This is a genomic window from Sulfurisphaera ohwakuensis (genome assembly GCF_009729055.1).
GTDB lineage: Archaea > Thermoproteota > Thermoprotei_A > Sulfolobales > Sulfolobaceae > Sulfurisphaera > Sulfurisphaera ohwakuensis.
Genome location: NZ_CP045484.1, coordinates 993254 through 1015670 on the forward strand (window position 1 = coordinate 993254; position 22417 = coordinate 1015670).

Sequence of the window (22417 nt, forward strand, 5' to 3'; positions counted from 1 at the left end):
AATTATTCACTCTTTTCCGGGTTATATACACATTTCTCTTTAATATATCTTATAATATCTGGAATGTTAAAGTTCGTTTTTATTCCCTGCTCCTCTAAAAAATGTTTAAAAATTGGTAATAATTTTTCGATTCTGTCTATACATCTTTGTGATAATCCTTCCCTAATATCTATGCTTTCTGGCTTACAAGCTATCAGATAAAACTTCTTATTATCATACATTTTAAGCAAAATAGATAGACCTAAATCATGAGATAAAGGTTCTAAGTTTTGACTAGCTTTAAGCTCATATATTCCATATTCATCATTTATATTAGCTATATCTAAAATAATTATAGTACTATATTTATCTAACTCAATATCGAATAAAGGTGACAAACCCAAATCAATTATATCCGCATCAAAAACAAATTCTTTAAGTATCTCAGCTAGACATGAACCAAAACCATCATCACCCATTAACCTATTACCAACGCCTATAATTATTTTGCTCATATTAACTTCTCCAAAACGTAGTCTTTGCCTATAATATGTACGGCACATGCGGAGCAGGGATCAAAACTTCTTATCACACGTAAAACATCTAAACCAGAAGGTTTTTCTACTTCCTCAGTAACTCTTTGCCCAATGATGCTTACTTCTACTGGTCCGTCATTGCTACTAAAGTTCCTATCTGTGGGAGTTATAATTTGATATCTTGTGATTGTGTCACCCTTTGATATAACCCAATGAGCATTACCACCTCTAGGTGCATCATGTGCTCCCACTGCCAACTCACTCTCTTTTCTCTTATTCTGTTTTATCTCCTTACTTACCTCCACATTCAATAAGTACTCATGGAGTAAACCTATAGTAAATACTCTGGCAAAGAATCTTTCAATAACATCATTAGCAACATATTCCCACTCGTGATCAAAGGCTTTAGGTTTTCCTTTAACCACTCTATATGCATAAAGCCTTGCTATATCTCCAGTAGATGGCATGAATTCTTCTGAGTTAAAAGCCTGCTTAACCGTAAATAAATAGTCTCCTTTAAAGTTCTTCAACTTAGTCTCCTTATTCCATGGGTGATGTAAATCAACTTTATTCCCCAAGGGATCACTAAATACAGTTTGACTCCATTGATCGTACGCTGAATCTTCAATATAAATCCTAACTCCTAGTAAAATATCTCTTAAATTACTTGAAACTAATTCACTATTTTTGACTAGTGCGGGTGGAATAAATCTCTTTGAACCCCATTTATCCATTTCTTCGTAAGAGGCATTATAGTCATGTGATTCTAAAAGACCATAAGTTACGAAATTTGCACCTATATCTTTATATATACCTTTATAAAATTCTCTAAGTTCTAATGCAACATAGAATAATTTCTCTATATCGTTCTTTATTTCACTAAGTCCTTGTTTAATTTTATCAACGACATTTAGATCCCTAACCTCGATTCCTCCAATCCTTAAAGATACTGGTTGCGGATATCTTAACCAAATTAGAGTAGCTAAATCTCTTAATTTAGTAGAAATCTTTAACGAAATCCTATATATTTCTCCTTTATAATACAAATTATCCATTAAGTCAGAAACTTTTTGATAACCATGACGATCTTTATAAACACACGGAGTATTTAATGCTCTTTCATATTGAGAAGGAGTAAAAGAAGCCACTATGGGAGAGGAGAAATCAATACCTTCAAAAAGAAACGCTACAGTGACGTTATTATACATAATATCAGCTAATGCATATGCAACATTTCTTAAATCAATAACACCAGAAGAGGGATAAACTCCGGTAGCCATTTCTAAAGCTTCAATAGAAACCAAAGTATGTGTAGCACCGCAAACTCCACAAATTTTGCCAGCAATATTTGGAGCTAGATTTAATTTTTTATTTTTCAGTAAAAGTTCAAAACCTCTAAACATAGTTATTTTTACTCTCGCGTCAGTGTAGACATTATTTTCAATATTTACATCTACACCTAAATGACCTTCAACTCTAGTTATGGGTTCAATCTTCACTTTGCACCACCAGTTAAGGCATAATAAATTGCGGCAATCATCATTTTCTCAGATGCTGGACAACCAGGAACTTCATAAACTTTTTTACCTAAAAACTCACTTACCCCTACATACCCTAATTCTCTAATAATACCACCATTTACTGCACATGAACCAACTGCAATAATTGCTTTAGCTTTTTCGGCTAACATAGAAATTAGTTGAGAGCATGTATATTCTCCAACATAACAAAGCTCGTCTTTTCCTTTTGGAATTGCACCCTCAATAACAAGAACGAAGTCCTTTTGGGAAAGTAACTCATTAAGATAGTCTTTTCCACACTTTTCTCCACACATCGTCGAATATAATTTAAAAGGAGAAGAATTAAAGAATAAATTTTCCAATGATCTACAACCACTTTTTAATATATTTATACTTTCGCCAGAGCAAGATTGAGCTTCAATCCAAACAATATTACTTTTTAATATCTTCTCTAACGCTTCACAATAATCCATATATTCTTATAGAGTAACTTAACTTTAAATCTTTTGATAAACATTTCCTTTTTTAATCTTATTACAAATTTATTTACTTAGATAGGTATGAATAGAAGAAATAACTAGTAGTAAGATTTTTAAAATGGAAATGATAATTATAATTTAGGGGTCATAGATTGAAGATCCCTATACCGCTAAGAATAATGATTTTATTTTATAGCTTAGAAATCATCATTACAGTTTTCTTATTCTTATGGCTTGTCTCTTTATCTAATATAATAGGCCCCTCAGTAAAAATAACTATTAAAGAAGCACATACAGAGGCAACGTTTTTAGTTCTAGGAATATTAGCTTACTTATTTGGATTACGTCATGCTGTTGACGCAGATCATTTAGCAGCTATAGATAATGCTACAAGGAAATTAGTTCAGGAGAAAAAATCGTCATATTTTACTGGGTTATTCTTTTCTTTAGGGCATTCTACAATTGTTATTCTTTTAAGCATAGCATTAATGATAGCTACCAGAATAATTACCTCTGACATACCCACATTAGAAAATTTAGGCTCTATTATGGGTACGCTTGTTAGTGGGGGATTTTTATATATTATAGGATTTTTAAATCTATTAGTGCTTCTGGAGATTTATAATATTTATAAAGCATATAGCAGAGAAAAACAAATTAGTGAGAATAAGCTGGAAGAATTACTACTAAAGAGAGGCTTTATGAACAGATATTTTAATAAATTATTCAAGATTGTTGATAGACAATATTATATGTATCCAATAGGGGTTTTATTTGGTTTAGGTTTTGATACAGCATCGGAGACAGCAGTATTAGCAATATCCGCTGCTACGGCGGGAGTATTTCTTAAAATACCTTTATGGAGTTTATTAGTCTTTCCATTCCTATTTACAGCGGGAATGACATTGATCGATACTACAGATGGGTTCTTTATGAATTCAGCCTACGGATGGGCATTTATGGGAAGTCCAATTAGAAAATTATGGTATAATCTTACGATGACAACTATTTCGATAATAGTTGCATACATTGTAGGAACCTTTGAACTATTAGGATTAATACAATCAGAATTTAATCTTTCTGGTAGTTTCTGGAATTGGATAGCAACAATAAATGGGGAAACATATTGGTCTAGCATTGGAATAATAATTGTTAGCACTTTTGCAATAACATGGATGTTATCTTACATATTATATAAAATAAAAATAGAAAATTATGATAAATTATAGAATTTAAACTAGTTTTTAAAGATTTACATCAATAATTGAGCTTACCCCACAGTACTAGTCAGATAAATATGAAACAATAACTCCACTAATAAATACTAAAAATCCTATGATAAAAACTTGTTCAAGGATCTTCAGTTATAAGAATATCGTTTCTTTTTTACGTTATATTAAACATATAAGAAAAAGTAGCTAATAGAAAATCTTCATAGTATTATTATCAAGTTATTTATTCTTCTATGTTAAAATAAGCTACACAAAAACCTTATTTTGCATCTACTGTTTATATAAATTTACCTTGTTTAATAGATTTGTAAAATGACGGCACCATGAAAATCTTTAAGTAAATAAAATAAGAAATCGAATTAAAAATACTTATCAACTCGTTAATGAATATTACGATTTTTATGGTAATGGAATAACTATAAATTAAAAAAGATAAAAGTCTTATATTTAATATGTGAACTCTTTACATAGATATAATCATTTAACAAGCTTATGATTTGATATAACTATCGTGATAGCTATATTTAGACTAATATAGATAATATAAGTGAATTGAATTTATTAGTAGATTTCTATCGAAACATATTAAAATTTCCAAAATATTTATTTTTGCATAGAAATTAAATGCTTAAAATATCATAACATGATGATAGATTACATTTTTGATTTACTCTATGATATTACGATTAAACTTAAATCACTCTCTATAAAATATGAAGACATGAAAATTAGCCATAAAGTTACTAAGTTAATTATAGTTCTTACTATGATGAAATTTCTAGTAATTTTTCCACCATACTTTATCTCTGGCTCAGATACCCTTTATCTATTAACAAGTAAATGGGATTCTACACTCTTTGAAACGATAGCTAAATATGGTTATATAAAACCTTATTTATTCGCCTTTCCACCTATATACCCCTTCTTAATCCATTTAGTCCACTTTATTTTTGGTAGTTATTACATAAGCGCTCTTATTGTTACAAACATATTCGGATATTTATTTCCTATAATAGTGTATAAAGTATTTGGCTATAAAACAGCTTTACTTCTGGAACTATTCCCCGTTTACATAATTTATTCCACTTTACCTTATTCTGACGTTATCTATTTAACAGCCGTAGGGTTAGTCTTTTACTTTTTAAAGAAGGGAAAAATTCTTCCTGCATCAATCGCAATGGGCTTTGCTATTACAAATTTTTATAGTATAGCCTTCACCTTACCATCATTTGCAGTTAAACTTAAACAATTATTCCTAAAATTTATTATAATTCCGTTAGTTTCTGGCTTTGTTATATTAATCTGGTACTATCTATCCACTGGTAACCCCTTCTACTATTTTGAACTAGAGAGAAATATTTGGGGAGTAAAATTTGTCACTCCTTTAGCTCAAGTTAATTGGATAATGAATGGTTGGTTCACTACTCAGCACTGGACTATACTCTCTTTTGAACTAAAACCAATAGATTGGTTAATAAGGAATCTAAGTTTTGAGATTTTCTTTATCATTCTAACTATAATGCTGCTAAGACTTAAGGATAAGGATAAATTGTTTTATTTAATTTATTCTTTATCAGTAATGATTCCGCTATTTTTTATTATAGGCACACCAGCAATTTCAATTCCCAGATTATTGCTTGCTGCATTTCCATCATTTCATTCATTGAAAATTGACAGAACTTGGTTACTGATATATGTGATAACTTCAGCAACTTTAACACCTCTATTTACATTTTGGCAAATTTACGCTTTTTTCTCTTAACTTTTTTCCTCTATCTCTATATTTTAAACCTTATAATATGCAAGATAACTTATAGTCAGAATTGAATCGCAGAAACTTTAATTAGGTTAATATGTTAACCTAAGATTTCTTACGAAAATAAACTTTTTATATATTATTAAATGATATATACATATGGTAAGAAAGACCATTCATAGTATTCATACCAATATATCAGATCTTAAAAGAAATGTGTTACATATTCTGGATTTAATACCTTTATCCACGTCCTCAGTAGCTCCAACTTTCAGTATTGCCGCTGCTTATGGAGTAGTGGTATCCTTAGCAGGGCCTCAAGCGATAATGTCAACTTTTTTAACCGCAATTCCTTTTATATTAGTTGCGTTAATTTTCAGGCAGTTCAATATTCATTATCCTAATGCAGGTGCTTCATACCATTGGAGCACTAAGATTATAGGCAAAAAGTTTGGAGCCTTTCAAGCTTGGGTAGTAACTTTAGCCTACTTCTTTTCAATTCCACCCATAGTTATTCCTGCAGGGGAATACACTCTTGCTTTGCTTTATTCTCTCAGGATAATTTCATACAGTGTATATTCTAATCAGCTTTGGATTGCATTAACTGGAATAATATGGGTAATAATTTCTGCAATACCCCTTATTTTAGGGGCTAAACCTACAGCGAGATTTACTGAAACTTTCTTAGCGGTAGAACTTATAATTTTAGGGCTTTTCTTAGGTTTCGGTTTTACAAACTTTAAAGTCGTGAATCCGTTCAGCACCAGCTGGTTCTTTGATCCAAATGTAAATTGGAGCGGGATAATATTAGCAATGATAGTAGCTGCAACTATAGTTGACGGATGGGAGATCGATAGTTACTCCTCAGAAGAATCAAAGAAGCCTAGACAATGGCCCGGTTTAAGTGGCATAATAGGACTAATTAGCGTCCTTATAATATATGCAATAACAATGCCTTTAATGACAATAGAGACACCTTTAAATTCACTGTCAAGCAGTGTAGATCCATTGTTCACGTGGGCTCAAAACGTAGTTCCTTCATATGCATGGTTAATTAACCTAGCAGTCCTTACTTCTACTGCAAGCTCTCTTTGGTTAACTGCCTTCATATTAAGCAGAGCCTGGTATGCAATGGCCAGAGATAATCTTTTACCTTCGATCTTTGGCTGGCTTCATAACAGATTTAGAAGTCCTTGGGCAAACATACTCATTATGTCGGGGCTAAATATTTTAATTAACACCCTAATGCTAGTTTCTCCTTCAGTTCAATCATTCTTCACAATAGTATTAAGTGCTGCGGGAATATTCTTAGCAATGGAGTTCTTCATGGATAGTATTTCTGGCATAGTTTTCTTCTGGTTTAAACACAAACCTATGGGTAGAGAAAGTCTGAAAGAACACGTTCATTGGATATATAGGATAATATCAGTCTTATCTTCTCTAGGTTTAGGTGCTATAGTTGTCTTAGGATTATACTTTAGTCCATCTACTATAGGGCAACAGTTCGTATATATTTTCGCGGGATTAATGGTTTTCTCAATATTATTTATATATAGAGCCAAGAAAATAAAAGTGAGAGAATTTGCTATATAAACAAGGTCGTTATTATATGATATTAACAATACATCAATAGAGTTTAGCTATCAATTTTTTAGGTTACATAACGAGAAATATAATTTTACTTGTTACATTTTAGATTTTTATTTGAATAATTACATAATGTCGTCACTAAGCTATTTATATTTCTATAAATTTTTAGCACATAGCAATATATTAGTTCAATATTTATACTCTTTATAAAGAAAGGTCATTTAATAAATTTATATACAAATGACGACACTATCAATAATTACACCACTATTATTCGATTAAAGTTTTTCTCAATTGACATTTAGTAGATATTTCAAAATACTCACAGAAGATATTAAAATATTAAAGTAATGATATTATTTAAAAGATTTAATATCTATATAAGACCTACAAAAACATAAGTTTCAGCTAATGAAATTTTGAGACAAGCATATCTATCTTAGACTGTAACAACTTTACGTAACTTTTAATTATTTTTAATAATTCCTCAATACAATCTTTTTATGATTATATTTATATAGGTTACCCATGGCTAAATTAGAACTAATAAAAAGTAAGGATAAGTTATGCCATAGGTAAACACAAAGAATCTAGCTCCATTTTCTCTAAATCAATATTATAGAATACTCAAATTACTCGTAATTAACTATAAATCCAAAAACATCTTATGATAAATCAGAGATCTGATTTAATGAATAAATCGTTTCATTTGTGTAAATTATTAACTACAAAGATATATATAGTGATATATGGTATCAAATAAACTATATTTAACTTACAAATATTTAGAAGACATAACTTATGTAATTCCACTAATAAGAAATTTTAGTGAATAATTTTGAATCAAAAAGTTTACGTAATGTTGTTCAGAGCTTTATTCTCTCTATTCGGAGGTTTTATGAGTTTTGCATATATAGCATTTATGAAAGCTGTTGGTTTAAGTAGCTTTCAAGTAGGATTAATATTAACCCTAAACCTAGTGGCAGAAGCATTATCTTACGTCATACTTATTACATTTTCCATTCCAAGAAATATAATCTTCTCTGCATTATTAGTACCTATATCAGATGTTTTTTTATTATTTAGAAATATTTACAGTTTTATTTTAATAGCAATTATCACTGCCATATCTAGTGCGATTTACTCAGCTGTTATTATAATCCAAAAAGATTTTACTAAAAGGGACTATTCACTGATGTTAGGGTCAGTTGCAATAACAAGTATAGCTGGAATTGGGTTGTACTATTTATCAGTATTCATAGGTACAGATTTGTTAATACTTATTCTCTTACCTATTCTGATTTTTAACGTACTAATTTCTACTAGAATAAAATATAAGGAGCCTGAAGATAGTTTAAAAGATTTTCTTCAGAGCCTAAAGTCTTCTAGAAAGATTCTCTTTGTTGTAGATTTTCTTATTGCCCTACGTAAAACTTTTCTCCAAGGTTATATCTCTTTAATACTTCTTTCAATATTCATGAATTATGCACCCCAACAGATAAGCCTTTATTTAACCTTATTCCAAATACCCGCTATAGCCTTCCTCTTTATAGGTCATAAGATAAGTAACAAAGTGTATCTAATTCTTTCAGTCTTAGAGCTAGCCTCTTTCTTATTTATAGCAGTTTTTTATAATCTATCACTCTTTATCTTCTTATCAGCCGTAACGCTAATCCATATATTATCGAGTTTAAGGGGACCTTCTGCAGAGCAAGCAATAATGAAGATGTTAAACTTTAGTACAAAACTTTCTGCTCTATTTAATCTCTTAGATGTAATATTCTCTTCTGTTGCTTCTCTAATTATAGCGTTTATGTTAGAGTTTAGTCTTTACAGTGCAATAGTCCTAATGGTTAGTATTTCGAATTTTCTACTTGATTTAATTATTTATAAAATGTTACAGAAATATTAAGAAAGGCTTAGCAATATATTCACTATAAGTGTGAAGGAATACAAGGTCTAATAATACAAAAATATCTCGTTAATATCATTATCTACTTCACTTTCTTTAGCTTAAGCTAAAACTATTTCTTTTACTCCTTTACAGTTTCCACGACTGCAAAACTCAGCTCTGTTAGAGGTGCGTAGCATGTAGTGCCTATTATGAAAATGGCTTACGATTTTTATGTTAAACTTCAAATAGTAAGTTAAATAATTCCACTAGTTAATACTACAAAACCTACGGAATAAAGTATTCCAATAGCAATATACTTCATAACCCTTTTTGGAACCCTTAAGGATAATTCTTTAAATAGAAATAAAGTCCATAGAAAACCAATTATGCCACCTAAAATACCCATATAACTTCCAGTCATAAGAGAAGCACTTATTGAAAAGAGATTAACCTCAATTCCTTCAGCAACTATTCCTATAAAAGCTGTAACAAATGCTGTTTTAGGTTCTGGATAATCTTCTCTATATAGGAAATAAGTTGCCAATACAAAAAAAGTAAAGCCTAAGATGAGTTTTAGCATATGCTCTCCTGTATCACTAATTAAAATTGGTAGGAAAAGATATGTTAAATACAACATCCCTAAAACAGAAAAGATTCCAATAATAGCGCCAAGATTAGCCTTAGCTCTATTTTTTATATAAGCTAGGGAATAAAACATTGACATTTCAAAACCTTCAAAACTACACGGTAAAAAGGACGAAATAAAACCTATTGTTGAGGCATCCATCTTCCTCTCTTCCTCAAATATACAACTCCAGTTACTAGAAATCCAATCAATGAAGAGTAAACATAGTATTGAGAAATAAATGAATATATATTATCAACTTGATAATAGTACATAGATATTCCTAAAGTCAATAAGAAAAGTAGTAAACTGGATAGTACAAGTAGTCTCTTCTTAACCCCGATAAACAGTAATGCAAAAACTATTATTTCAAGTGGTAATAAGAAAAACATTGCTGGTGCTGGATAAACTTGAGCATACGACTTATAGTTAGGTACTGTTGCAATATAACCGTAATGAATTGGATATTGTAATGGAATTGGATAAGTCCAATTATTTGGAGCTAATATTATTGGAGGTCTAGGAGATGAGGAGAAATTAAATGCCTCTAATAGCCCTTGTATATCACTATTTTCAACCCATTGAGTAAGCCAAGGCAAGCCCCAGTTATAATCAATAAAGGCTAACAAAGTGTAACCGCTTAGGGTGTAGTTATCAACCCATCCCTCTTTTGCATAAGGTGATATGATTAGAAGCGGTATTCTTTGACCTAAGCCATAATGATTAATTGCTGGTGGTACAACTTGATCGAAATAGCCCCCACCCTCATCAAAAGTTATGAAAATAACGGTAGAATTCCAGAATTTACTCTCCATTACAGCATTTATTATTTTTACTAACTCAATCTCACCGGCAGTTATATTATATGGTGGGTGCATATCGTAGTAATCACTGTTACAACCGATTAACATAACCCAACTTACTGCTGGTAAATTGCCAGACTTCAAATCGTAGAAGAAATCAGAGAGAGAATGAATATGACTTTTTGCTTGGTTTATACCAATAAAAGCGTTTAATGGAAAAGGAGTACCTCCTCTATAGTCGTAAACATAGTAACCCCAGCTTATGCCATGAGAGGAGAGCTGATAGAATATTGTATCGTTATAGGGGATTACATATGAAGCTTCATCTGAATAGAAGTTTGGCGGAAAACCAGTAAGGTAAGCAACTCTATTAGGTTCCGTTAATCCTAAAACTGGAGCAAAATAATCATCAGCTAAAACGTATTCTTCAGCATAATCCCATAGGATCCAAGCTTGTTGATATGAAAAGTAAGCCATTGATTGTGACCCGGAATAATAAACAAAACCTATAGGTTTACCAAACCAATAATCTCCGTGATATGCGTTCCATCCTTCATATGGATCGACAGTATCGTAAGCGTCAGCATAATATGGATGAGAATAACCTAATCCTGGTAACCAAGGTACATCGGGTACACTAATCCATTGCAATACACCATTTTTACTTTCCTCAAGCTGAGTATAGTTATTATATAGCCCTTCTACCCACATTACCGATAAGGTCACATTATTAACTATTGATGGATAACCAAAGGGATAAGTACCAAAGAGATTGTCAAAAGAATGGTTTTCCTCAATTATTATAATAACATGCTGAATAGGAGTCTTTGTAGCACTTGCATGAGAAATAGTAGCTAAGAGAAAAAATGAACAGAGAAGCACAACTAGATATCTCTTCGTCACTATCACCTCTATTCATAATCCTACATACGGTATACTTCTACCAAATCCCATCATATTAGCTACTATATCTAAAATTATTAAGCTAATAATTATGCCAAGCATTATGTAATCATATTTTGTTATTTGTGGTTCTTTTAATAATGTTCTTTTTGGATAAGCCCTAAATCCTCTCGTATCTGCTGAAATTGCTAAACTCTTAGCACCCCTAAAAAGATAAACCATTGTGGGTACTATAGCCATAACTCCACCTAAAATGTAATAAAATAACCTTAATATTCTAGGCTTACCATACCCAAGACCTCTTAAAATTTGCATTTTTAATGATGTATCCAACAGTTCAAAAATCTTTGGAATTGTCCTAAAACCTACCATAAGGGAAAATGTTATAGCTAAAGGTACCTTAATTTGGGTAAATGATTTAAATAAGTCGGATACTGAAGTAGAAACAACTAATAAGAGAGCTGAAACTAGTGTTACAGTAATTCTAAATGCCGTCTGTAACCCATAATAGATCGCTTGCAATGTTAGATCAGGGACATACCCCATAACTGTAAAGTAATTTGGCCAAACCCATAGTGTAATGGGATTCTGATTTGGGAATACTTCATTAAGAATATATGGTGGTGTATATGGTGCTATTGCCCACGTAGAACCTATTAAGGATGAGAATGTAAGCATCAAGACATAACCAAATTTCTTTAAACCGTTATTTAACGTGAGGTAAAGTGGTAATATTGCAAATGTTAATAAAGCTCCAATCCACCATACAGTAGTTGATGCAACTGCCATTATAACTATTCCGAAGAGTATCTTAGTAATGGGATTTAATCTGTATAAAAATGATTCTCCTTTTTCATATTTCGTTAGTTCAACAAACCCCTTTAATCCTATCCACCAGAATATTAAAAGTACTGGTAAGGCTATGCCGAAAAGGACTAAATACCAACTTATTATGTTCTGAGTTATGGGATTTTCATAAAGAAAAGAGAGATCCATGCTTACTCACCAGATATTCCGTAGGAGGATAAATATCAAGATCTTCTTTAGAAAAAACCTCCTCGGGTTTACCTTCAGCAATAATCTTACCTTCATTCATAACTAAAACCCTATCACAGAATCTATCTACGAAACGGGAATCATGAGTTACAATCAAAAAAGTAAAGCCTTTATCCCTTAATTCTTGTATCTCCTTCCCTAACATATATCTATGATACCAGTCTTGTCCACTAGTTGGCTCATCCATAAAAACTATATCAGCACCAGATGCAATAACTGATGCCATTGCAACTCTTCTTCTTTGTCCCATGGATAAAAGTAAGGGGTCTTCTTTTCTTATGTCATATAAGGAGAACATTTTTAATATTTCGTTTAGTCTATCTGAAGAGAAAGATTTTCTATTTTTCATAGAAAAAGCGACCTCATCTTCAACAGTCCTTTTCACTAACATAACATCAAAGTTCTGTGGTAAGTAAGCAATATACATTCCTCTTTCTGGTATGCTGGCCTTTGAAATGTTCCTACCTTTGACTACAACTTCTGTCTCGCTTACTAGCTTTTTATCATCTATTAAACCCATAATTGCTTTTAACAAAGTTGATTTACCGGCACCATTATTTCCCATTAAAGCGACTATTTCACCTTTCCTTAGTCTTATCTCAGCATTAACTAAATTTTTCCCAGTCTTCCTAACCCAAACCCTTACTTTAGCATAGAGAATTTCCTCCCTTCCTTCCTTTCTAGGTGGAGGAGAATATCTATAAGACTTAACATTACCGTACTTCTTCATATGGAGATAATACTCTGGTATTTCAACCCCAGCCTCGTATAAAGTATCTGCCTTGTTAACTAAATCATCTTTCTCTGCATCAAAGATAAGCTTACCTTTATCAATTAAAATAACTCTATCAACATAAGGAAGAACCCTTTCTAACTTATGCTCTACAATTATTAGAGTTCTTCTCTCCTCTCTAAAGTATTTTATGAGATTAAAAATTTGAGCTGTTCCTTTAGGATCAATGTTGGATGTTGGTTCGTCTAAGATTAACGCTTTCGGCTCCATTGCTAAAACTGAGGCAATTACGGTTCTCTGTAGCTCGCCACCGGACAAAGTCATAGTATCCCTATCGAGTAGATGATAGATACCAGTGACTTTTGCCGAATTTTCAACTCTTCTTCCAATTTCCTCTTTAGGTAACATTAGGTTTTCCGGCCCAAAAGCTATCTCGTCTTCAACTGAATAGTTAAAAGACTGCATTTCTGGGTCTTGCAACACAGTTCCTATGTATCTAGAAAGTTCATAAATTGGCGTTTTCCTAGGATCTTTTCCAAAAACTTCTACTTCTCCTTTAACATCCGCAAAAATCATGTTGGGAATAACTCCGTTTAAAACGTTAACTAAAGTAGATTTACCAGAACCAGATTTACCAACAATAAGCACTGACTCTCCCTCTTCAATACTTAACTCTTCAATAGTTAATGAAGGAGAAACTCTTCCTTGGTAAGTGACTTGTAAATCTCTTACTTTAATCATCATTAACACCTCATTGTCCCACAGCCTTTACAATTCTTAGGGCCAAAAGTCCAGCAATAATACCAAACACTAAATCTCCAGGAGTGAGCTACCCCGCCCTGAAGGGCGGAGCTTCCTGCTTCATAGCCCCACCTTGCCCGTAGCTTTTCGCTACGGGTAGAGGGTAGAGCTCCACAGGCACTAAGGATGGCTCCCACCCCGATCTCTTCAATATGTTTAAAGAAGCATTATAGTCACGATCAGTAACCCAACCGCACTTAGGACAGCTGAACACACGGTCAGTCAAAGTTAACTCTTTCTTTACGTACCCGCATTTGGCACACATCTTTGAAGTATATGCTGGATTTATTAACAACAGTTTCTTTCCATATTTTTCCAACTGATATTCTAGTATTCTCTTCAACTCATGGAATGCAACATCGTGTAACCTCATCCTCAACTTCCTTTCTGACTCCTCCACCAGTTGTTTAACATCTATATCCTCCATTACTACAACGTCATAATGTTGTGCGAACCACTTACCCAACTTCATATAGAGGTCTTGTCTCAAGTTCTTGAAGTGTTCATAACCCCTAGCTAACTTCACTTTTGCTTTAAACCAATTTTTCGACAAGAACTCTTTCCTCGAGAGAACCTTGTGGAGTTTCCTTATCTTCTCAAGTGCCTTCTCATAAGGTCTCAAGTTAGGGAAATAGAATCCATCACTCGTGGTTAGGAGTTTCTCTATCCCAACATCTATTGCAACTACCTTACCAGTCTTTGGGAGTTGAGAGAATCCAACACCTTCAACTATGAAGGAGACATATACTCTCTCTGAACGTGTTAGTTTAACTACCACCCTCTTTACTTTGTCAAGCGGGAAGTCCCTATGAACAATGACCTTAAACACGCCGAGATTTGATAACCTCAATAACACCAGCTTCTTCTTATTCTTCCTACTCTTAGTCCTTATTTCCCTGCTCTCAAGTATTTTCCACCCACTTTGTGGGTAAACAAGAGAGTAGTACTTATGGGGTTTCTTCTCCTTAGGAAAGTATGCTAGACCTTTGAAGAACCTATCCCTAGCATCGTAATAACGATCGGCAATTTGCTGTACTACTTGTGAGTAGAGTTGTTGGTACTCCTTATCTTGCTTTCTTAGATCTAGAGCGAGCTGTCTTAACTCCGTTTGTGTAAGACCCTTTCCGTCCCTTTGGTAGAAATAGATATCTGCCCAGCGTAGGGTGTTGTACATCTCACATGCTAACCTCAACTGGGCTTTTAACGCCCTAATTGTTTGATCGTCAGCATATGCACGAAAGCGGAACCCTACGTTGGGCATTAATAAAATGTTCGAGAGTGGATTAAAAAATATTTCTACAAAGGGGGCTATCCATCCCCGCCTTAAAAGGCGAGGTTTTTCGCCCCCTTTGAACCCCTAAACTTTATAAAGGCACCTAACTCAAATTCAATACGTGCCCAATTAGGAGCATAACCATATATAAACGGACCGAAGAAACCGGAATAAAATATTGGATCTGGCATAGCCCACAATAATCCTAAAATCCCACCTTCAAAGACAGCTAAAATAGTAGAGATTAAATTGATTCTTTGCACATTACTTCCTCCATTTTTAGGAACAAATCCGATTCCAAAAATTTTACCTCCAGTAACTGCTATCATTAGGTCTACGAAGAGCCCATAAGTCAAAGATTCGTATATAGTGAACATTGGTTCACCTCCGAAACCATAGTAGAAGACATCACTAAGTAAATTAAATATAAGTAAGGTTAGCATTCCAGCACCAACTTTTCTGACTAATGCAGCTACAATAAATACAATTACTAGTCTTCCCCAAAATCCTACATTAATAAAAGGCGTATGTGGCAAGAATTTGTCTATATAACTACCAATAAAAAACTCCCAAGCTACTGAGAATGCTGCACCAATACCTATATAGACTAAGTCTAGCGTAGAGAAAACCTTCAAACCTCCATTCTTTTTTCCATAATAAAAGACAAAAATTAACGCCATAACGAAGTATATTAAAACAATTTCCCAAGGAATTTGTCCTGGTTCATTTATTGCTCCAGATATTCCGTTAAAACTCATATTCTCTCACGATTAGTAATCATTACAACTATATAATAATTATCTTTATAATCTATGTAAATTTTTTAATCTACATAGATGTAAATAAACTATATACAGATATATAAACAATAATACTTCTTTCAATGGTTAAGCAATATTCTTTTACCGTAAAAAGTTACAATATTTATCCCGTTAATTAATATCACTTTTATTTTTTGCTTCTTATTTTTATTACCTATCATTGAACTATTTTCATTTTAAAGGTTGTTTTACCTGACATATTTTTAACGTAAGGTGAAAGTTTTTTCTAAAAAGTTTATTATTACTTTTTATACTTTCTGAGATTTTAAAGGCAATGTCTTCTCTTCGCTTGATGAAGATTTTTAGGGATATTGCTGCCCTCATCAGTTGTAAACTCAAGCATTTTAAGCTAAGTATGTAACACATTTAAGTCATAACTAGGCATAAGCAATATTTATCATTACAAAAATTATGTCTAGTGAAATCTAAAACTGTTTTTACATTACAATATAATTTATACTTTTTAAAATGAAGGATAGTATAATGTTTATAATGTTTATATTTAAAATTATAATTATCAAGTGGAGAAAGAAATTTAAGCAAGCAATGAAATATGTGAAAATATGGAGAAAATGGAAATACCAAAAGAGCTCAAGCCTTTAACGTTTATTTACGATTTAAATGAAAGAGAATTAGAAATTTTCCTATATTTAGCAAAGACCAAAGAACAACTTAACGCAGATGAATTATCAGAAAAATTAAATATAAGTAGATCTTGCATCATGGGTTATATTAAAAAGCTAGAAAATAAAGGACTAATATTAAAGAAAAGAGATGTAAGAATAGTTAGAAGAGGAAAACCACAGTACGTATATTATGTTGATAATACTAAGGTTAGAGAGAAAATTACAAATGATATAATAGAATTAGCAGTAGAGGTAAGGAAATCCTTCATAAATTATCTCAATGACCTAACAGCGACAGCTTGGCCTATTAAAAAAAGCAATGAAAATGGCACTTTACCTAAAAGTACTAGAAGTAATATAGAAATAGAACAAAGTAGTGAAGCATAATTTAGGTTTTTTGTACGATAGTCAAAATATATCCAATAATATTCAAAACTTATTCCTACAAACCCAGAAATTAAAACTAGATAGCCCAGCAATCCTATTTGCGGAAAAGCCAATGATAAAATTATTAGTGGAGAAGCAATAATGATCAGAAATGATGATATGTATCCCACCTTATGTCCTGCACTTAACCTTGAGAAACCTTGTCTAAAACTTAATCCAGCTAACACTGTAATTAACATCGCTACAACTAATAAAATGTTATAATACTCAGAGATTCCGAAGATTATTGCAAATATGAAAAGGTAGAGGGCTCCTCTGCCTATATAACTAAGACCTATGTTATATATTCCCTTTTTTCTCGACATTCTTTAATCCCTCCCAAAATTCGTATTCGTAATACTGAATCATCTTTGCAATTTCTAAGTATCTTCCTTTATATCTATTTATAATTTCTTCAGCCATTCTCTCATCAACCTTAACATTAGCAAACAGTTCCAAAAAACGTACATCATACTTATCTTTAAATTTTTCAACTAACCTTTTACAGTTATAAGACCATACTGGCAAGTTAACAACTAGACCTAAAACTTGTTCGCCAGGATTAGCATAATTAGCTAACCATGCTAAATAATGAGTATAAGAGACAACTGATGGAATGGGCTCCCTTTTCTTTTCTGCTATCTCTCTAAGGATCTTTAAACCTTCATAGTCGCCCTGAAGTGCACTAACAAAGAAATCAATTTCATCTTGTTCCTTCGCTCTAGAAATCATTATTGCTAATGACCTTAAATCGTGGTTAACTATATACCACTGTTGATCATAAAATAACTTTAAAGTTTCAATCGAATTGAAAAGTTCATGAGATAAAATACGTGAATTTAACTCAGATATTTCTTTTCTTATTTCGCTTAACATAATTAACTATCTTCAAACGGTTTAATAAATTTCGATTAACCATTTTTACCTCTATGCCAAGTATGTGTATGTGAAAATACTAATAGTTACATTTTGGAGTGATATCAATTTTTCAAATGAAAAATTTTTTGTGTTTGATGAAAAAGGCGAAAGAACTTCAGTTGAACAAGAAGGACTAAATGAAACATTGGCTGAAGCAGAATTCCTAAAAGACAATAATGACGTTAAAATAGTAGCCTTCCTGCCAACAACACTTTCACGTATTTTATCAGATCCTCCACCAGATTATAATCAACTAGTCCAACGACTTGAAGCAGAGGTAAAAAATAGAGTAAAAGTAGATTATGTTCACATTTTACCCTCAGAAGGAACAATAGGAAACCACGTTCATCATGAAGGATTAGGAAATTTCCATTTTTTATTTTACCTTAAGCTCTATGAAGATTTGCTTAAGGAAAGCCCAGATGCTATTTTATTAGATTTAAGTAGAACTTTCTCATATTATCAGAATTATACAATATCGGCAACACAGTTAGCTTTAGATGATTATGTTATTACTACTAATAGAAAAAACTCTATACTAATTCAATATGCTAGAATAGATAATACATTGGTACCTCTATTTATTAAAGATTTCAAGAAAGTAAGGATATATGATTACTTAACTACTAACATCAAACTTTCAAAAGAAAAAGGATTTAGTACACAAGGGAAATCTGAAATCTATGGTATAGGAAAATCATTAGAACTAGGCTTCCCTCTAATTTTAATTTATTTGCTTAAGAATGCAAATAAATTAGTTCCTCCAGATGAATTTGAAAAGATGATTATAAACTCTATGAAAGTAAATAAAGGAGAAAAATACGAGATTGTAACTAATTTTGAAGCTCATGAAACAGCGCCATATTACTTCATAGGATATCATTTCGTTAATTCTTATAAGAAAATAGCTGAAGAAAGTGAGATAAGTCTTGAGTCTTTAGAAAAACTACTCGAATTATTTGAAGATCCGCAAAGAAAACTTATCGTAAGAGAAATAGAAATTTTAAAAGATTTTAGCAAGTTAATGAAAGATGAAGAAGAACATTTATTAGACTATTTAATAAGAGTAGGAAATGCTCGAGTTATAGATTGGATGAAAGGAAAAGTTTCTGAAGATGAGAAAGAAGAGTGTGACGTTAATGAGGATGAAATGTATTCACACGCAGGCTTAGGGAGAAAATTCACCAAAATCATGGTAAAAGAAGGGAAAATAGTGGTTAAATATGCTGAGAACTGTATTGATGAAATTTTAAGTTGGGTGAAAAATATAGGAAAAGAGTAATGAAGCAGTTTAAATATTTTTAATCAAAACCTATTTTGTGCCAAGTTCAGCTTATGAGATTAAGAAAAAGGTAGAAAAAATCGGAAAACAGATTAGTATTATTAAGGGAAAGATCACTGGAGTAGTAGATATTTCTGGAAATCCCGATCACCCATTATTTGAGGCTGAAACAACGGTATCAAATGTCAACGAAAACATTTTTCACAAGATAGAGGAAAAAAAGGAAAACATTAGTATTGCTTCCATAGATTCGTCCTCTAGGTATTTAAGAGATCCTTCAGTAAATATGGTATTTGTTGGTCTAGGAGTATATAGTAATATTAAAGGAATTAAAGTAGGCCCATTTGATATTGACATTAATTTTATGGCAATAGGGACTTTTGAAGACTTACTAAAGGAATTTAATCCAGAGAGTGGTGTAAGAGTAAAAAATTACGTTAATAAATACTTTACTGAGGACTATAGGATAGATGATATAGCTGATGAATTAAGATTAGAAGCTGAGAATGCTGGGCTGAAAGAGAATAGAGATACCCACGACCTAGTAATAGTTGATGGGCCATTGTTCCCCACGCCATTAGAATTAAGTGAATTAGAATTACAATCTGAAGGAAGAAAAAGACATCAAGAAGCTTACTTACAATTAACAAAAGATAGAATCGCTATACTTAGAAATAATGTTGTAGGTGTCGTAAAAAGACTTGAGACCTCACAAAAACTTTACAAAGTAGATAAAGTAAAACAACTTTTAGGAATACGCTATCCAATAAATGATGCTGAAATACTAAACCAAATAAGAATTAAAACGGGGTTTAAACAAGGATTATTAGGCCCGTTTAAAATAGAGTTTAATTCAAAATATTTCGATGCACCAACTCGTTATGCTTACTATTTAGTTTTGACAAACCCTATAGGGATGAGCAGTTATTGCAGAATTGAATCTTTATCCTTAAATTCGCTGGAAGAATTAACACCACATATTGTAAATAGAATTAGTGAGAGATTAATTCCTACTTATATAGAGATTGCTGACAATTTAAGCAAAAGGGTCTCAGCTTCACTCTTCATTACAGCTTACCAGATTTTAAGCAGAATAATCAGCGTAGTTCATGATGACAAACTAACGTATTATAATGAGGTTAGATCTCTTTCAGAGTCTTTATTACAACATCAGAGAACTTTATTGACCTAATTACACCTAAACCAGCTGGTGCAGTTAAGAGAATATCAGCGTAGTCTTCAAAGCCTAATTTTTCTAAAACATTTTCCTCATTTCTCATTACAATTTTTGTATTAGATAATTGGAGTACTAATGGATTTAAATCGTCTGGCATATGAGTTGCTAGAATAACAGATATTTTTCTAACCCTTCCTAACCTCATTAGCCTATTTAATAGTCCCTCTATGATAGATTTTGACTCCTCATCCCTAGTTTGTGGGAAGTATTCATGAGCTTCATCTAAAGCTAAAATTGTTAGTGAATTGTCTCTCTCCTTCTTTTTGTATAATTCATCCTTATATGAGTAAAAGTCCGAAAGAATAGAATAAGCAACCATTGCTATTGCTTCCACTGATGCTGTGTAATCTAAAATCCAACTTAAGTCAACAACAGCTTTCTTTTTCAGTCTTTGAAAGTCCAAATCGAAAGTACCGTTAACATTAAAGATCCCAAATTCGCTTACACTCCTTAATGCTCTTATTATTGCATCCTGAGTTTGAAAAGCTAAATCTAGAGGTGATAAGTTTTTATCTAATTGTTTCAAAGACGTTATTGCATTTTTATCTTCACCCATAATATGTCTAAATAACCTACTTGTGTAAATTGCAATATAATCGTCAGCATAGCTATAATATGTTGAACTTTTCCCCTTCTTTTGGAATTGTAGTTTCACATCATCATTAAGTAATGAGGATGGGGTAAGGAGCTTAAAAATCTCCGATTCAATTTTCTCCTTCGGTAAAGATAGGTCGTGAGATATATTTTCTGCAATCTTATCAATTCCTTTCTTAAAATTATTCATAATTACAGGCCAAAATACCCTAGCCATTGGCGACATATAAGGGGTTAATTTATGCATATAGTCAATAACTTTAGTAAAATTAATCGAATAAGGTATTAAATGAACTATTGACTTCTCACATTCTAAAAGAATCTCATTATCTCTAATATCTCCAGAAACTGGCATAGCACAACCGTATCTTTCAGCAAACTGAGTTCCCAACTCTAGACTAGCCCTACTTGATGGAACATCATTAACCATCATTATGACACTGGGCATAATAACAGAGAACTCCTCACCCCTAGATATTAAATGCCTTACAAAATCCCCTTGTCTATCAAAAAATACAGCATTCACATTCTGAGATAATATAGTCTTTAACAGAGTAGTCTTTCCAGAACCTGTGGTACCTATAATTAAGATATGATGAACTAAGCTTTCTTCATCTAGATTTATATATGCATCTATTTCTTTACCACCAGAGAAGATCTTGCCAATTTTAATACCTTCACGTGGAATCCCCAATGCATCTTGTAATAAACTTTCCTTTGGTCTAAAAACTGGCGATTGTGGATCAATTGGTGTGACTGCAGGTCTTTTTACGTTGTTTTCAATTTCAGAAATTGGTTTAAGCTCAAGAAAAGTTTGAGTCATTATAGTTGTAGGATCCCTTGGAAATGATGATTCTCTAATGTTAAATTCAGCAAGCATATCGGCTCTTTCAATGGATACAACTTCTCCAATAACTACTACTGGCGAGATAATAGTCCTTATTGCTAAATACTCTCCTTTTCTAACATTACTGTTCATATAATCTAGAAATGCTAGGTCAATTCCTATATAACTTTTCTCGCCTAATCTTATAGTCTCAAATCTGGTAACTCTGCCTAAAATCTTACCATCAATACTATTTTGTAAAGCAAATGAATCAGCTTCTTCCAATTTCTTTGACAACTCTTGAACTAATAACTCCTCATCCATAAGAGTATAATGGAAATAAAGAATATTTAAGTTATTCATGGTAAGAACGCAATATCAATTTCAAATGAATTAAAACTAACGATCTATTGCTACTGAAAAAATAAAAACTACTAATTTCCTAGTATCTGTATATATTCGATAACTGTTGTTATGAAAAAATAAATATAACTTCAGTTACTATTC

Annotated in this window: 18 protein-coding genes; 7 read left to right on the plus strand and 11 right to left on the minus strand. The window is 32.1% G+C overall.

From position 1 onward, the window contains the following. Window positions 1–2: 2 nt before the first annotated feature. From D1869_RS05650 to D1869_RS05660, 3 genes are read right to left on the minus strand one after another with little or no spacing between them, the layout of a single operon-like run. The gene (locus D1869_RS05650; RefSeq protein ID WP_156014288.1) at window positions 3–494 is read right to left on the minus strand and encodes a hydrogenase maturation protease; all 492 of its coding nucleotides are present in this window, start codon (window positions 492–494) and stop codon (window positions 3–5) included. Beyond that, a complete protein-coding gene (locus D1869_RS05655) occupies window positions 491–2014 on the minus strand; it encodes a nickel-dependent hydrogenase large subunit (protein ID WP_156014289.1) in 1524 nt (507 codons plus the stop codon). The genes D1869_RS05650 and D1869_RS05655 overlap by 4 nt, the downstream gene beginning before the upstream one ends. Beyond that, on the minus strand, window positions 2011–2508 hold the full coding sequence (locus D1869_RS05660; RefSeq protein WP_156014290.1) for an NADH-quinone oxidoreductase subunit B family protein: 498 nt from the start codon (window positions 2506–2508) through the stop codon (window positions 2011–2013). The genes D1869_RS05655 and D1869_RS05660 overlap by 4 nt, the downstream gene beginning before the upstream one ends. A 158-nt stretch (window positions 2509–2666) precedes the next feature. Between D1869_RS05660 and D1869_RS05665 the strand changes: the two genes are divergently transcribed. The 4 genes from D1869_RS05665 to D1869_RS05680 all read left to right on the plus strand — a co-directional run bounded on the left by D1869_RS05665 (window position 2667) and on the right by D1869_RS05680 (window position 9004). Further along, window positions 2667–3743 (plus strand): HoxN/HupN/NixA family nickel/cobalt transporter, encoded by a 1077-nt coding sequence (locus D1869_RS05665; RefSeq protein ID WP_375781479.1) that lies wholly within the window; start codon window positions 2667–2669, stop codon window positions 3741–3743. Between the two features lie 649 nt (window positions 3744–4392). Next, the gene (locus D1869_RS05670) at window positions 4393–5508 is read left to right on the plus strand and encodes a hypothetical protein (protein ID WP_156014291.1); all 1116 of its coding nucleotides are present in this window, start codon (window positions 4393–4395) and stop codon (window positions 5506–5508) included. A 153-nt stretch (window positions 5509–5661) separates the two neighbouring features. Continuing rightward, entirely contained in the window at window positions 5662–7095 is a 1434-nt protein-coding gene (locus D1869_RS05675) for an APC family permease (protein ID WP_156014292.1), read from the plus strand. A gap of 835 nt (window positions 7096–7930) precedes the next feature. Further along, the gene (locus tag D1869_RS05680) at window positions 7931–9004 is read left to right on the plus strand and encodes a hypothetical protein (protein ID WP_156014293.1); all 1074 of its coding nucleotides are present in this window, start codon (window positions 7931–7933) and stop codon (window positions 9002–9004) included. A 235-nt stretch (window positions 9005–9239) separates the two neighbouring features. On the opposite strand, the gene D1869_RS05685 is transcribed toward D1869_RS05680, so the two are convergent. The 6 genes from D1869_RS05685 to D1869_RS05710 form a co-directional block, all read right to left on the minus strand. Continuing rightward, window positions 9240–9773 carry a hypothetical protein gene (locus D1869_RS05685; protein ID WP_156014294.1) on the minus strand — a complete coding sequence of 178 codons (534 nt, stop codon included), beginning with the start codon at window positions 9771–9773 and terminating at the stop codon, window positions 9240–9242. Continuing rightward, window positions 9755–11317: a phospholipase C gene (locus D1869_RS05690; protein WP_156014295.1), complete on the minus strand. Its 1563-nt coding sequence runs from the start codon at window positions 11315–11317 to the stop codon at window positions 9755–9757. Before D1869_RS05690 ends, D1869_RS05685 begins: the two co-directional genes overlap by 19 nt. 12 nt (window positions 11318–11329) lie before the next feature. Continuing rightward, on the minus strand, window positions 11330–12313 hold the full coding sequence (locus D1869_RS05695) for an energy-coupling factor transporter transmembrane component T family protein (RefSeq protein WP_156014296.1): 984 nt from the start codon (window positions 12311–12313) through the stop codon (window positions 11330–11332). Next, the gene (locus D1869_RS05700) at window positions 12291–13850 is read right to left on the minus strand and encodes an ABC transporter ATP-binding protein (protein ID WP_156014297.1); all 1560 of its coding nucleotides are present in this window, start codon (window positions 13848–13850) and stop codon (window positions 12291–12293) included. Before D1869_RS05700 ends, D1869_RS05695 begins: the two co-directional genes overlap by 23 nt. An 85-nt stretch (window positions 13851–13935) precedes the next feature. Next, entirely contained in the window at window positions 13936–15168 is a 1233-nt protein-coding gene (locus D1869_RS05705) for an RNA-guided endonuclease InsQ/TnpB family protein (protein WP_156014298.1), read from the minus strand. 62 nt (window positions 15169–15230) lie between these two features. Next, window positions 15231–15938: a hypothetical protein gene (locus D1869_RS05710; RefSeq protein WP_156014299.1), complete on the minus strand. Its 708-nt coding sequence runs from the start codon at window positions 15936–15938 to the stop codon at window positions 15231–15233. Window positions 15939–16564: 626 nt separating this feature from the next. Between D1869_RS05710 and D1869_RS05715 the strand changes: the two genes are divergently transcribed. Beyond that, a complete protein-coding gene (locus D1869_RS05715) occupies window positions 16565–17014 on the plus strand; it encodes a helix-turn-helix domain-containing protein (protein WP_010979054.1) in 450 nt (149 codons plus the stop codon). A gap of 339 nt (window positions 17015–17353) precedes the next feature. Here D1869_RS05715 and D1869_RS05720 read toward each other — a convergent pair whose 3' ends face one another. Further along, window positions 17354–17929, minus strand: a complete 576-nt coding sequence (locus D1869_RS05720) for a thiaminase II/PqqC family protein (protein WP_156014300.1) — start codon at window positions 17927–17929, stop codon at window positions 17354–17356. Window positions 17930–17999: 70 nt separating this feature from the next. Here D1869_RS05720 and D1869_RS05725 point away from each other — a divergent pair, with 70 nt between their 5' ends. Together D1869_RS05725 and D1869_RS05730 are read left to right on the plus strand one after the other, a co-directional pair. Continuing rightward, window positions 18000–19253, plus strand: a complete 1254-nt coding sequence (locus tag D1869_RS05725; RefSeq protein ID WP_184651086.1) for a TM1812 family CRISPR-associated protein — start codon at window positions 18000–18002, stop codon at window positions 19251–19253. A gap of 37 nt (window positions 19254–19290) precedes the next feature. Then, on the plus strand, window positions 19291–20445 hold the full coding sequence (locus tag D1869_RS05730) for a DNA double-strand break repair nuclease NurA (RefSeq protein WP_184651085.1): 1155 nt from the start codon (window positions 19291–19293) through the stop codon (window positions 20443–20445). On the opposite strand, the gene D1869_RS05735 is transcribed toward D1869_RS05730, so the two are convergent. Further along, window positions 20393–22234: a helicase HerA domain-containing protein gene (locus tag D1869_RS05735; protein ID WP_156014303.1), complete on the minus strand. Its 1842-nt coding sequence runs from the start codon at window positions 22232–22234 to the stop codon at window positions 20393–20395. The genes D1869_RS05730 and D1869_RS05735 overlap by 53 nt on opposite strands. Between the last annotated feature and the right edge of the window lie 183 nt (window positions 22235–22417).